Here is a 14,624-nt window from a genome sequence, read left to right as displayed (position 1 = left end):
TTCATTAAACATTGTTAAAAATTGCCGCCCAACGCGGTGCGGCAAAACTTTTTAAAAAACATTTATTCATATCGCAACGTATATCAGGCCCAGTCTGCTGTGATAACACCCTCAGACTCAACGTTGACAGTTAAAACACCGCTTTCGTAGCTCCATTGACTTGAGCCGGTTACTGCTGCGGGGCTTGCTGAACAAATAATTTTAATGTCTGCGTCGCTGTCAAAGTTTTGAACGTCAATTTTCAGCAGTTCGTTGCCTCTGTTAAGCGGGTAGATGTTGAATTGATTGATTTTTCGTGTCTTATGCACAAACGGCCCGCCGCTGCTGCCGCCAAAGGGAGCGATAACAACCTCTTTATCAGGAGTCCACGGGCTTCTCACAGAATCTACCTGAAGATACTGACCAAGGTCACTGACCGCCGCGTTTCTAAACTGCCAGTCAACGTTATCCTGACGGATCAGCCAGCTTAGCCTGCCGGTGCCGCCGGTGCTGCATTCAACAACCGCCCTTGCCTCTTTATTGTCACTGCTGCCCAGGCTTATAACTTCACCGGCGCCATACTTGCCGCAGCGAAGATGCTGTTTGCCATCTACTGTAATCTTGGGATTTTCCGCCGCCGCCAGTTCGCTGTGGTAAAGGGCGAACTTGCTGACAACAACATCTTCGAAGAGATTGCTGATTTTCGCCTTGGCCAGTACCTGAACAGTTGTATCGCTGCTGTTATCATAATAGATATTATCTGTATCGGGCAGATGCGGAATGTAAAACTCACGGCTGTACTTATTAGTGCCGGCTTCTACACTGACCTGCTCGCTTGTAACCTGGTTAAGTGAGTTTCCGTTGCTGTCCCTGACCTCGAGGAGCATCTCAATATTTTGACCGCCGCTGGGGCTGTTTATTGTAATTTCGGTCTTATACTTCCTGCCCGGCGAACATTTATAATAGGCGTTTCTGCCGCTGGCGTATTCCGGGACCGATATGTCGGTTGACTGGGCAAGGCTCTCCTGCGCCAGAAGCCTTATACCTGGATCTTCCCATTGCCAGAGAGTATTCTCAGGCTCAAAGTAGCGGGGATAACCTACCGACGCCCCCATAAGCATCCACTGCTGATTTGAATCGTTATCATGGCGGTGCTCGAAGAGTGTAAATTCAGGGTCATCATTTATCTCTTCGCTGCCGGCCGCGGCAAAGATTTCTTTTTTACCCAAACCTGTATGGTGACTGAAAACGGGAATCTTCTGGCCGTTGTTCATATCGCCTACACCGTAACTAAATACAGATTTCGCGGAAGAATCAAGCGTTGTCTGTTTCTCTAACTCACCGGAAACCAGCTCGAAGCCCAGCTCTTCATGGAAACTATTGGAGCTCGCGCTGAAACTTTTTACTATAAATTTATCGCCGAGAACCTCAAAATAGATGCCGCCCAGTTCCCTGTGTCCAAGGCCCCAGACTGCGCCGGGAATGAACCCGCCTATACGTCCGTTTGAGACAAACAGCATGTTATCCTTTTTGACAACTTCATAGGTATGGTTGTGACCCTGCATCCAGGAGATAACATTAGGGTAGCCGGATATAATATCCATAATCTGCTGACTGTTGGTTATGCCCCTGTAACCGGGCTGGTCTCCGAGCAGAGTAGTTGTGCCTTTAATGTTATTGTGGGAAAGCAGTATTGTGGTCTTATCTTTATTCAGTTCGAGATCGAGCTTGAGCCAGTCAATCGATTCTTTATTTACAAACACCGGCGTTTCAAGCTCGGGCAAAGACACAAAGTGAATGTTTTTTATGTCAAAGCTGTAATACGGCCGGCAGGTAACACTGCCAAACTCCTGAACTTTCTGCTCGCTATCCAAGCCGGGATTTGGTATTGCCTCATGATTACCCATCACATAATAGAATGGAAGCCTGCCGCTGCCGTTGGCGATTATATCCGTCCAGCCGCCCCTGGCCTCGAGCTCACTGCTGCCGCTGAGGCCGCTGTGGTGGGCATCACCGGTATCTATGAAAACGTCCAGGTCCGGAAATCTTGTCAGAATAACATTCATGGCATCACGCTGCTGCTGATGCGTGGGCTGCATATCGTGCACCCACCCGAAATGGGCGTCAGAGACTATAAAACCCTTCAGAACATCACCAGAGGCAGCTTTGCTTGTTTGCGCCCTGGCAAACCCGCAGCCGCCGACCAAAAACGCTCCGCCTGCAAGTCCGCTGTATTTTATAAATTTTCTTCTTGATAAGTTTTCCATGTCTTAACTTCCTGTTATTTAACCCAATGCTCTGCTATTATTTTTAAATCCAGAAGATCCACCCGATAATCTAAATTGAAATCGCCTCTGATCTGTTGACACTCGCACACAACAGCCTCAATACTGTTGACATCAAGATAAACCTGTGAGCTTGTCTCGGGGAAAAGCTCGAATAGTATATTATCAACATTTACTAAGACTTCTCTGCTGCCCAATAGAAGGTTATGCAAATCGGCATAGACTAAACCGGCCGCCGCGTCAAAATCTGCCATGTTAAACTCGTATTCAACCAGGACCGCATCCTGCTCTTTTAGTGCCATTACAAGTAAACCTTCAGCGGAACTCGAAGCCGCCAACCCAATATTCAAACCGTCAAACCCGCTCAAATCGAAACTTCCATCAAGGCTGCAGCTTGCCTGGTTTGCAATAGAATCATCAACATCAGAGAGAGCCAGAGTAAGGGAGGTTTCTTCTCTGTCAGTCCATTTTTCGACAAAAAGCCTTAAATCAGCCTGGTCGGTAATCCCGTCATAATTCAAATCGGAGAGCTCTTTTCCATTGCCAAAACTCATATTTACACCGTCTATCAAAAACACTCCGTCGGCTTTCTCGATGCCGTCTTCGGTATAAATCTTAAAACAGAGATTTACACTGCGGGTATCAAAGCCCTTAACATCATAGTAGTATGTAAATTGGCGGTAAGAGCTTTCAGGACTAAAAAATTCATGTCCATTTTCAACGGCATTACCCTGCGAATCGAATTCTGTTACACTGAGCATCAAACTTCTCTGCTGTGCAACAGGCTCTTTAGCATAAAAGCTAAAAAGAATCTTGTCGCCGTACTGAACCTTCGGCATATAGTCAAACCTGTCCAGCCCGTGATCGCTATCGTTTGAGGCCTGCGTAACCTCAAACCTTGCCGCCTTCTGCCCTTCAACAACATCAGCAGTCTCTATCGAGCAATCGGCTGTGCTGCCGGCTGTAGAATAACATCTCCACAGCTCTAAATCGCTTTCAAAGCCGCTGTTAGGCAGAATATCAGTAACAATTCTCACATCGTCTATCAAAAACTCACCCGTTGAGGCTGTATCGTCCCACGACTTAAATATGATGTTCAGCGCCGCGGCATCGCTGTCGGCTGCCGTGTAGCTGCAAATATATTTAGAATATTCTTCGCCCACATCAAAGTACCTGTGCCCCTGAACACCGAGAAAATCCTGGGTATTGCTGCCGTTATGCTCGGAAAATGTCACCCGAAGCTGCTCACTGCCGGAAGAAATCTTCTTGGCAGCGAATTCTAAAATTATTGTCTCACCAGAATATACGGGAACCTTAAACTCCTCTCTGTCCAAACCGTGATTGCCCCCGCCCGCGGTAACTTGCAGCCTTGCCGCACTGCTGCCGCTGAAAGCATCGGGCGATACCGTCGCACTGCCTTCTGCGCCGGAAACCGCGTACCATCTCCAAAAACGCAGCCCGTCTTCAAACCCGCCGTTGTAGATTCTTTCGCAATTATCCAAACTTACGGCGTCGAGCATATAACTGCCGACGGCAAGGTTTATGCTGTCTGGGCCGGCAACGCGAAAGCTGATAACAATTTTGCTGGCTTGAGAATTCTTTAACGAATAAAAACAGCTGTATTGCTGATAGTTGCCCGACGGCGTGAAAAACCACTCCCGGGTTGCCCCTAAATTGGTATTAGCGGCACTGAATTCCAGCATCTTTACATGCAGACGGGAGCTGTCTGAAGAGAGATTCTTGGCGGCAAAGGTTAGTAAAACCTCTTTAGCTCCATAAAGCTCAATCGGAGAACTCCAGGTATCCAGAGCAGAATTACCCTGGGAGTTATTAACTCCGGCATTTGTGATATCCATATGAACGGCGTAAGAGCCCTGATAGCTGTCCTGGGATATCTGGTAACTGCCCTCTGCAACACCGTTGAAATATGTACGCCAGCCGGACAGGTTCCCGTTTTCAAAGTCACCGTTAGCAAACTCCACCCCGGAACAGAGGGTTGTAGAAATAATTATTAAAACACTGCTGAACAAATAAAATTGCTTCATGGTTAGTTTCACCAACTTTTAAACTAAATACTTTTTAATGACAGCTCCTCACTGCCAACTTTTTTGATACTGCTGGCTCTTATCTTAAGCTCAACCGGCACTATCCTCTTTATCATTCGATTAGAAAGTGAGGGTCTCTCGATAATACTTTCAAGCAATTCAGCGGCGGCGTATCCCACCTCCTGGTCAAACTGGGCAACACTGCTCAAAGGCACATCAAGCCTCTCGCAGAAGGGTTTATCTCCAAAACCAATCACGAAAAAATCAACGCCGGGCACGCGGTTATTATCCTTTGCCGCTTCGGTCATGATCCTGGCGGCATCATCATTCGAACAGAAGACGCAGCACTTTTCAGAATCGACTTTACTCAGAGACTTTAGAGCCATTTCATACGCCGGCTGCTCCCAGTCGTTGGTATCACACCAGTTGTACCGGCTTTCATCTGCGAAAATCTCCCAGAGATAATCACTGTTAAAATCAAGGTGCGTAAAATGCTCTTTCATGGCCTGATACCAGCCTTGATAACGCATTTGCGCGGATGTAGGCTGAAGGGTATTACCAAAATAATAGACCGGACAGTTATGAGTTTCGATAAGATGAGTAGTGGCCGTATAGCCGCCAGAAAAATTATCCGCACTTGCAGAGCCGATTGACAGCCCTTCAATAAACCTATCTACAAAAACAACCTTTACACCCAGAGCCTGAATATCTTTGATAGCCTTGATATATTCTTCAGTGGCAATAGGATAGACAATCAACCCGTCAAAATTCTCTGATTCCGATGTAAGTACATCCGGCATACAGGAATTAGCAATGTAAGCATCTATAACTTTCAATTCATGGTTATTCTGTTCGACAAAGGCCTTGATTCCTTTTTCCAGATTGATAAACTGAGCCTCGTTTTTCCACCTGTGAAAGGCAAAGCGATAACTCTTTTTCTCAACCGGTTTGAGTATAAGCGGGCCCTTGCCGCGGCCCTGTTCACATCGAAGTATGTTTTCACTCTCGAGAATCTCCAGAGCGGACTTGATTGTCGGGTAAGCTAAATTCCACTCCCGCATCATCTGGGAAATGGCGGGCAGTCTTACACCCGCAGAAATATTAGAAGAACAAATCTTCTCTCTTATATGGTCGGCAACCTGCTCGTAAATAGGCCTACCCTTGCCGCGTCCCGAGTCTATTTCTAAGTTTTCAAGTATTTCTATCATAAAAAAGCCCTCAGCTGATTTAACAGCATATTTAAATTAACAATTACTAATATATAAAAATATTTTACTTAATCAAGATAATTTTTATTTTATATAGCTCAAAATAACTTTTTTTTAATTTTGAACTAACACAAAGACAATTTTCGCTTCGACCTTCAACAGAATTAGATAAAACAAATCACTGGCAAACTCGCGGCAACAACACTAACCGACAATTAGTCAATTTTATAAAACTGTATGAAACAACACCTTACAGAATATATGTTTATATGCGTCATTATAGTAAGGCAGGTAGAAATGAAGAAAACATAAGAAAACAACGTAAAATCTGTTGAGACACACAAACCGGGTATGTATTTATCGTAAAAAAACAACTTTTGAACTGATCATTGATAATACCCGCCTCGATAAAAGTTAAATTAACTTAAAATTTGACAACGACTGTAACGCCTGGATGATACTCATAGATAATCAAAACAGCCGAAGATGTTCAAGTGTTTTGCTTAATACCTGCTCGGGTGACTCAGATTCTTCGAGTTCAATCCAATGAACGTTCTTGAAGGTTTTAAACCAGGTTCTCTGCGACTTGGCAAGCCGCCGCGTATTTATTTTTATCTTTTCTATCGCCTTTTCAAGACTTAGCTTACCCTCAAAATGCTCGAACAGCTCGGCGTAGCCTATTGCGACAGAGGCCTGTTTACTCAGCGGCTTTTCGAGTTCATAAAGCCGGCGTGCTTCATCAACAAGCCCCAGCTCTATCATTTTTTTGACACGCGAGTTTATGCGGCGGCTTTCAACTTCCTTTGCCCTGCGTACTCCGATAACATGCCAGCGGGGATCGGGCTGGGGAGCTGAAAACTGCGTCTGAAAACTGGATATCGGCTTTCCGCTAAGCCGAAACACCTCCAAAGCACGCACAATCCGCCGCTGATCGTTTGGGTGAATCCTCGCCGCCGCTTCGGGGTCAACCGACTCAAGCTCTTTGTGCATAGCAAGCCCGCCCTCCGTATTGTACCTGTCCTTGAGCTGATTTCGAAGCTCATGGTCACTGCCCGGGCCTTCAAAAAGCCCGTAAAGCATGTTTTTGACATACATTGCCGTTCCGCCTGCACCGACTACTGACCTGCCGCGGGATTTAATATCGGCTATTGCCGCCTCGCTCAATTCAAGAAAACGGCTGACGCTGAAAGACTCCCAGGGATCTACAACATCTATCAGGTGATACTTTACCTGCCGCCGCCTCTCTATGGGCGGTTTTGCGGTGCCGATATCCATGCCGCGATAAACCTTCATGGAATCGATACTTACAATTTCAGCCTCAAGCGAGACAGCCAGGTCATAGGCAAGCCTGCTTTTCCCGCTTCCCGTAACGCCTATTATCATTATCATTTTATCAGACATATAATTATTTAATTTCTGTAAATCTGGATTTTCTTTTATAATTGATTATATTGGAGATTTTGAATAAGGCAATAGACAAGAGAGCTCAAAGGATATTGCAGCGTAGCAGGCTGATGCTTTCGCAACGGGCGAAACAGCTTGCGGCTGAGAATTAAATAAAAAACTTAAATGACTGAAACTATTACTAAAAAAGATTTTACGGCGGCACTCGAGGAAAAGATACAGCTTGTCAATTCCGGCCTTACCCGTATTATGGACGAGCAGAGCGAAATTGAACCAACCCTCCGCGAGGCGATGCGGTACACTCTGTTGTCCGGCGGAAAAAGAATCCGCGCTGCCCTTGTGATGTGGATATGCGAAATTCTCCGCGGAGAGGTTACGCCCGACAGTCTTGCCGCGGCCTGTGCCATAGAAATGGTGCATACATATTCGCTTGTTCACGATGACCTGCCGGCGATGGACAATGATGACCTGCGGCGGGGCCGGCCAACTGTCCATGTTAAGTATGATGTCCCCACAGCTATACTTACAGGCGATGCACTTCTGACGCTGGCATTTGAAGTGCTGGTTGACAAGTGCGGCGACCCGCAGCTTGCAGTAAAACTTGTTGGGATTCTTGCCGGCGCTGCCGGACCCGCAGGCATGATCGCGGGACAAATGGCTGATATTCTGGGTGAAAAGAAAGAGCCGACACTGGATATGCTCGAATATATTCACTACAACAAGACCGCCATGATGTTTTTCGCGGCGACAACCATGGGGGCACTAACCGGCAAGGCCTCGCCGGCGATACGTTCTCAGTTTGCCCAATACGGTGTAAAACTCGGCCTGTGTTTTCAGATAGCCGACGACATTCTCGATATAACCTCGAACCCCGCAACCCTCGGAAAGACAACTGGTAAAGATGCCTCAGCAGGAAAACTGACCTACCCTGCAATCAAAGGGCTGACAGAATCAAAACAAATAGCTGAAAATCTAACACAAGAAGCCGAAAACATTCTCGATGAGATACCCGGAGACATAAAAATCCTCAAATATCTCACCCGAAGCCTGTTAAACCGCACAAAATAAACCAAACTAATATTACACAAAACATAAAATACACATAAGAGTCTAAAATAAAAAGACTAACGCCAATTAGTCACAATTAAATCATGACAAAAATACTTGAAACAATAGACAGTCCGCAAGATATAAAAAAACTCAAGATCGAACAGCTCGAAAAGCTGGCCGGAGAAATACGCCAGGAAATCATTGAAACCGTCGGCCGAACCGGCGGCCATCTGGCAAGCAACCTGGGAAACGTTGAGCTGACCCTGGCAATGCATTATGTGTTTGACTTCAAAACAGACCATCTTCTGTGGGATGTCGGACATCAATGCTATACCCATAAACTCATAACAGGCCGCAAAGAACTTTTCAAAAATCTCCGCCAAAAAGACGGCGTCAGCGGCTTCCCCTCACCCCAGGAGAGCGAGTACGACAGATTCACCGTCGGCCATGCAGGCACCTCCATACCCACGGGCATCGGAATGGGAATCGCGGCAAAGAAACTGGGCAAAAAAGACCACATTGTCTCTTTTGTAGGCGATGCAAGTATAGTCAACGGGCTCTCGCTGGAAGCGTTAAACTACCTCCAGGACCTGAAAAGGCAGTTTTTGATTGTCTTAAACGATAATTCAATGGCGATTGACGTAACACAAGGGGCTATCGCGACCATGCTGTCGAGGGTAAGACTAAGCCACACCTACGATGAAATCAATAAAACCACAAGAAACATCCTCGACCACATCCCGCTTATCGGCAGGAAGATGGATAACGCCATCGCGAATTTCAAGAAAACCATCAAGATGTCGCTGCCCGCATCAAGGCTTTTTGAGAGCCTGAATATTGCTTATTTCGGTCCCGTTGACGGCCATGACATACGCTCTCTTATTCAGCTTTTTAACGGGATAAAAGACATTGACTATCCGGTTGTGCTGCATACCTATACAAACAAGGGCAAAGGTTTTCACCCCGCAGGCGATGACCCGAGATCTTTCCACTCTACCGGCCCCTTTACTAATGATAACGGCAAAATAACCCATATTAAGGCCGGCAGCGGAGAAACCTTTACAAGCATTATTGGAGACACAATAACTGATCTTGCCAAAGAAGACTCCAGAGTAACAACTGTCACAGCCGCCATGCCCGACGGAACAGGGCTTCGCCGGTTCAAAACGAGCTTTCCGGACAGATGTTTCGACGTCGGGATAGCCGAAAGCGCAGCGGTTGATATAGCCGCCGGCCAGGCGAAAATGGGACTAAGGCCGTTTGTATGTATTTACTCGACATTCCTTCAGAGAGGCTTTGACCAGATTGCTCACGAAGTCGCGCTTCAGAATCTGCCGGTAATTTTCTGTATCGACCGTGCGGGAGTTGTCGGCGATGACGGCCCAACACATCACGGTATGCTGGACCTGGCATTCCTGCGGTCACTGCCGAATATGACAGTACTTGCCCCCGCCACTGCCGCAGAAGCTCAAAACGCGTGCAGATACGCACTTAATCTTGATTCTCCGTGTGCTATCCGCTATCCCAGAGATTATGCCCCCCAAAATGACGGGCTCGAGGCATGCGATTCCGATTTTGTAACCGGAAAATCGGTTACAATTCTTGATAACGACTCAAAAATTGTGATTGTCAGTTATGGCTCCTGCCTTAAAAACGCCTATGAGGCGGCAATTGAACTCAAAAAACGGGGTATTGAGGTAAAACTGATCAACGCAAGGTTTGCAAAACCGCTGGATTCTGATATAATAGAGTTGTATAAAGTTGGTAAAACTATAGTAACTGTAGAGGAACACTCTTTGACATGCGGTTTTGGTTCGGCACTGCTGGAAGCGTGCTGCGGCAGGAATGAGGTTGATATGAACAGCCAGACTTCCAGTCTCGGCAAAATAGTGATAATCGGCGGTCCGGACAGATTTATTGATAAAAATACCCGAAATAACCAGCTAAAAGAACTCGGAGTCGATTCAGAGAGTATAATAAGTACAGTTACAAAATTGAATAATATGTCATAAAGGACCAGTTGATTGAAACCCCGGGCGATAATATTCGGTGATCCAGACAAGAAAAACGCGGCGGAGGCTGTCAAGTACTTTCGCGGTTTTTCTTCCGACAGGGTCGACATTGTTTTCGACAGTTTTGGCGGAAGCTCTATAGACGGGTTGCTGCCGGATGCTGATATCGCCTTTACTTTCGGAGGCGACGGAACGCTTCTCAGCGCTGCATCGCACCTTTCTTCGTTGGGAATACCGGTTGTCGGGGTAAACGCAGGGCGTCTGGGATTTTTGGCCGAGTTCAGCATTGAAGAGATTGAAACGTTTTTCGATGATGTGCTTGAGAAAAAACTGCCTATAGAAAAACGTATGCTTCTGCGGTGCAAGGTTTACTCAAAAGGCCTCGAAAAATTCAACCGTCTGGCAGTAAATGAGGTTGCCGTTATGGCCGGTAAACCTTTTAGAATGATAGAGTTGCTGATAGAGGTAGAAGGCGAGTTTCTCGCCGACCCCAGAAGCGACGGACTCATCATCTCAACGCCTACCGGTTCAACGGCTTACAACCTTTCAGCAGGAGGTCCGATTCTTAGCTCTGCACTCGAGGCTATGGTTATAACTCCTGTAAGCTGCCAATCGCTGAGTTTCCGGCCTGTGGTAATACCTCCGGACTACAGAGTCTGCATACTTCCGATGAAAATCAACCGGGGTACCTGGGTAACTCTCGACGGGCAGGCATCTTGCAGCATTAAGAAGCATGACTGCATTGAAGTAACACGTGCCAAAAGCACCTTTAATGTTGTGAGCAACCCAATGAGAACATACTGGAACACCCTTTCTGACAAACTTCACTGGGCCAAGAAACCCAGATACTCAGAAACCACTTGATAAACGAAAGGTTTTACAATGAATAAGACATATACAACGTTAGTTACGATAATATCGGCGGCAGTTTTCTGTCTGCCCTCACATGCGGCAAACCCGGCATCTTCTCCGGTTACATCCTCAGGGCCGATAACCACCGGCCGCTCAAATTTCCGTACGAACTCACCGGCTACAACTCCTGCCAGCTCGTACAGTCAGCCGAGAAGGTCCTCTCCGTACAATTATACCGTGCCAAGCACACCGTCTTTGAACACCTCAAACAACATTGTCACCGGAAACATAACCCAAGGCAGGCATTTCAGAGGCTCAGTCCCGTACCGCACGGCGGGCGATTTTATGGGAAACCTCGGCAGCTCACAGCTTGATTATTTCCTCCGTGACACTGCCCACTCTGTGCCCGGCTCAGGCGGAATTACAGGAGCCCGGCCTTACTACTTTCCATCGAGGAGCACGGCATCTTACAACACGCTGTATTTGAGAAAACAGCAATCGAACATGATGTCTAATTCTGATTATACCAAAGGCCGCGGAACGGCTGGAAAACGTCTTGAAATAAGAGGCAGAAGCCCTAATTCGTCAATGAAATTCCCTACGATACCAGACAGCTACCTAAGGACTGACCCGCAAAGTTACCAGTACAGCAAACTTGAGGATAAAATTCAACTGGAGTACCAGAAACAGCTTAAAGACAAACCTCTGGACGCTCAGGACCCGCTTGACCAGCAGCTTATGAAGCTCATGGATAGAGACCGTTCACTGGATATGGAACAGCAGCCTGATCAGCCGCAGGACAGGATCGACATCCCAAGAGATGAGCTTGATCAGCAGCAGGACATCGACACAGAAAGCCGGCCGGACAACATGAAGCAATATCAGCAAATGCTCAAGGAAAAACGGGAAAAAACCGATCAGCGGGATCTCTTTGAGCAGATGCGCGATGAGAATCTAAAGAGGCTGCGTGAGCAAATGATGTATCCCGAAGGCAGAGAAACAGAAGAATCCGGCGGCGAAGCCCGGCAAGAAGAATCTGAACAGACAGAATTGCGTAAAAAAGCAAAACTCGAAGGCATTGAAACTGTCGGAGAGGAATACATGCCCGAAATTGAGGGTATAGAGCTCACCGAAGAAGAACGTAAAAAAGCACGTGATACAATCAAAAAGCATAAAACTTTCGCCGCATTGGTGGATACAAAGTTCAACATGTACATGAAAGCGGCAGAAGAATTTATGCAGGTCGGCAAATACAATACCGCTGTGGATTCGTACGAGCTGGCATCTGTGTTCAAGCCCGAAGACCCCCTGCCCTACGCCGGAAAATCGCTGGCTCTGCTATGCTCGGGTGAATACCTCTCAAGCTCGTATGCTTTGAACAGAGCAATACTGCTCTATCCGGATTATCCGCGTACGAAAGTTGATCTGGCACATATCACCGGCAGTATGGAACAGATAGAGAAAAGAATTTCCGACATCAAACGCTGGTATGAAAGAAGCCAGGCCGGCGAGCTCATGTTCCTGCTGGCATATATAAACCTCCAGCTGGAGAACTACCAGCAGGCTTATGAGAATATTCAGGAAGCCTCTATACAGATGCCTTATGAGCAATCAATAAAACGGCTTGAAGCAGTTATCAAACCGCATGTAAAAGAACAGTCCAAAACTGAAGGTTCATCAGAGAATTGATATCGTTTGAAACCCAGGTATTTGACGTAGATCACATACTCGGCCCGGACGGACTTGTCGCCTCAGGAATGAGAGACTATGAGCACCGGCCCGGGCAGGTAGCAATGTCTCAGGCAATAATGAGATCTTTTGAGACTTCTCGCCACCTGCTGGCCGAAGCCGGTACAGGTACAGGCAAAAGTTTCGCCTATCTGACATGCGCCATTTTCAAGGCTATCGAAAACAACTGCCGCGTTCTTGTCAGCACACATACCATAAACCTCCAGGAGCAGCTCATAAACAAGGATCTGCCATTCCTGGCAAAGGTGCTGCCCTGGGAGTTTAACGCAAATATCGCCAAGGGCCGCAGCAACTATATATGCCTGAGACGGTTCAAATTTGCCAAAGACGCCGGAGCAACCCTCTTTGACGGAGAAAATTCCGAGATGCAGCTTCTGGCAAAATGGGTAAAGACCACTGACGACGGTTCGCTCAGCTCAATTCCGTTTGTCCCCTCGCCAAAGACCTGGGAGGCGGTGCAGAGTGAGCACGGAAACTGCAAAGGCCGAAAATGCCCTTCGTTTCGCGAATGTTTTTACATGAAGGCCCGCCGCTCACTTGAAACGTCAAATATCATTGTCGCAAATCACGCTCTGCTCTTTAGCGATCTCGTGCTGAAAAAACAAAACGGCATGGGCATTATACCCGATTACGCATACATCATTGTCGATGAGGCACACAACATAGAACAGGTTGCAGAGCAGCATATCGGCATAAACCTCTCGTCCTCCCGAATAGCCTATACCCTGAACGGCTTGTTCAATTCCGGCAAAAACACAGGACTGCTCAAAATAACCGGCCAGAGCGAATTATGCCCTCTCGTTGATGATTGCAGGAAATCAAGCGAGCTTTTCTTTCAATCAGCAGAAGACTGGATAAAACAACAGGGGCAGAGTTTCAGCGGCAGATGCCCTGCAAATTTCATTGAGGACACACTAAGCCCGGCACTGCGGGCGCTGAGGATCAAACTAAATTCCCAGGCCGGCAAACTTGACGAAGAAGACGACAACCGTTTTGAGCTTGGCCGGTATGTGGAAATCCTGAAAGACTATGAAGATGCCGTCAGCAGCTTTATAAAAAGACCCGCCGAGGACGACGGTTTTATCTACTGGCTTGAATACAAGGCCGGCCGTTTTGCACGCATAAACCTGCGAAGCGCACCGCTGGAAGTCGGCCCCCACCTTCAGGATTTCCTTTACAAACCCTTCCCCTCAATTATAGCTACAAGCGCAACGCTAAGCTGCGGCGGAGAAAAGGGGTTTGATTACCTTGCCGGCCGTATCGGCTTGAACGATTACGATTCTATTCAGCTTGACTCACATTTTGACTACAAGAACCAGGTAAAGGTCTATATAGAAACGGCCCTTCCAGAACCGAACAGCTTTGAATTCACAAAAGCCGCGGCAGATAAAACACTTCAGTACATAAAAATGACCCAGGGCAGAGCGTTTGTACTCTTCACCAGCTACAGGATGCTCGATGAGTTTGCCGACAAACTTCGCGGCCCTCTTGAAGATATGGGGATACAGCTTCTTTGCCAGGGCTCAAGTATTGACAGGACAACACTACTCAAGGAATTTGTAAACGACACTCAAAGCGTGCTTTTCGGCACGGAAAGTTTCTGGCAGGGAGTCGATGTGCCCGGCGAGTCACTCTCTAATGTGATTATCGTAAAACTGCCTTTCGCCGTACCCAGCCGGCCCCTGATTCAGGGTAAGATTGAGCAAATACGCAAAAAAGGCGGCAATCCATTCAATGAATTTCAGCTGCCATCAGCGATTATAAAGTTTAAACAGGGCTTCGGCCGGTTGATCCGTAAAAAAAGCGATAAGGGTATCGTGGCAATCCTGGACAGCAGAATAATTACAAAATATTACGGCAGATTGTTCCTAAAGGCAATCCCCGAATGCACCGTTGAGCAGATCCGCTCATAAACTACCCCTGAAAGACAAGCCCTGATCCAATACGTAAAACACTTTACAGCAATACTTTGTACTTAATCACAGTTTTTTGTTACTGAGCCGCAAATCCGTAACAAATTCCAGTGTTTGCTCCCGTCTA

9 protein-coding genes are annotated in these 14,624 nt (G+C 47.0%); 5 read left to right on the top strand and 4 right to left on the bottom strand.

Annotated features, from left to right (window positions below; genetic code table 11):
• Nucleotides 1-83: 83 nt before the first annotated feature.
• The 4 genes from SMSP2_RS02795 to miaA form a co-directional block, all read right to left on the bottom strand.
• On the bottom strand, nt 84-2,246 hold the full coding sequence (locus tag SMSP2_RS02795; RefSeq protein WP_146684797.1) for a metallophosphoesterase: 2,163 nt from the start codon (nt 2,244-2,246) through the stop codon (nt 84-86).
• 14 nt (nt 2,247-2,260) lie between these two features.
• Entirely contained in the window at nt 2,261-4,309 is a 2,049-nt protein-coding gene (locus tag SMSP2_RS02790; RefSeq protein ID WP_146682504.1) for a carbohydrate binding domain-containing protein, read from the bottom strand.
• 23 nt (nt 4,310-4,332) lie between these two features.
• On the bottom strand, nt 4,333-5,517 hold the full coding sequence (locus tag SMSP2_RS02785) for a GntR family transcriptional regulator (protein ID WP_146682503.1): 1,185 nt from the start codon (nt 5,515-5,517) through the stop codon (nt 4,333-4,335).
• Between the two features lie 471 nt (nt 5,518-5,988).
• Nucleotides 5,989-6,918, bottom strand: a complete 930-nt coding sequence (gene miaA / locus SMSP2_RS02780; protein ID WP_146682502.1) for a tRNA (adenosine(37)-N6)-dimethylallyltransferase MiaA — start codon at nt 6,916-6,918, stop codon at nt 5,989-5,991.
• A gap of 168 nt (nt 6,919-7,086) precedes the next feature.
• On the opposite strand from miaA, the gene SMSP2_RS02775 reads away from it, so the two are divergent.
• The 5 genes from SMSP2_RS02775 (at nt 7,087) to SMSP2_RS02755 (ending at nt 14,497) form a co-directional block, all read left to right on the top strand.
• Nucleotides 7,087-7,989, top strand: a complete 903-nt coding sequence (locus tag SMSP2_RS02775; protein WP_146682501.1) for a polyprenyl synthetase family protein — start codon at nt 7,087-7,089, stop codon at nt 7,987-7,989.
• A gap of 83 nt (nt 7,990-8,072) precedes the next feature.
• Nucleotides 8,073-9,983: a 1-deoxy-D-xylulose-5-phosphate synthase gene (gene dxs, locus SMSP2_RS02770; protein WP_146682500.1), complete on the top strand. Its 1,911-nt coding sequence runs from the start codon at nt 8,073-8,075 to the stop codon at nt 9,981-9,983.
• Between the two features lie 12 nt (nt 9,984-9,995).
• Nucleotides 9,996-10,847 carry an NAD(+)/NADH kinase gene (locus tag SMSP2_RS02765; protein WP_146682499.1) on the top strand — a complete coding sequence of 284 codons (852 nt, stop codon included), beginning with the start codon at nt 9,996-9,998 and terminating at the stop codon, nt 10,845-10,847.
• A gap of 18 nt (nt 10,848-10,865) precedes the next feature.
• Nucleotides 10,866-12,524: a hypothetical protein gene (locus tag SMSP2_RS02760; protein WP_146682498.1), complete on the top strand. Its 1,659-nt coding sequence runs from the start codon at nt 10,866-10,868 to the stop codon at nt 12,522-12,524.
• Nucleotides 12,521-14,497 carry an ATP-dependent DNA helicase gene (locus SMSP2_RS02755; protein WP_146682497.1) on the top strand — a complete coding sequence of 659 codons (1,977 nt, stop codon included), beginning with the start codon at nt 12,521-12,523 and terminating at the stop codon, nt 14,495-14,497. Before SMSP2_RS02760 ends, SMSP2_RS02755 begins: the two co-directional genes overlap by 4 nt.
• Nucleotides 14,498-14,624 lie beyond the last annotated feature (127 nt).

Source organism: Limihaloglobus sulfuriphilus (assembly GCF_001999965.1).
GTDB classification, from domain to species: domain Bacteria; phylum Planctomycetota; class Phycisphaerae; order Sedimentisphaerales; family Sedimentisphaeraceae; genus Limihaloglobus; species Limihaloglobus sulfuriphilus.
This window is presented reverse-complemented; position numbering and strand designations above follow the sequence as displayed.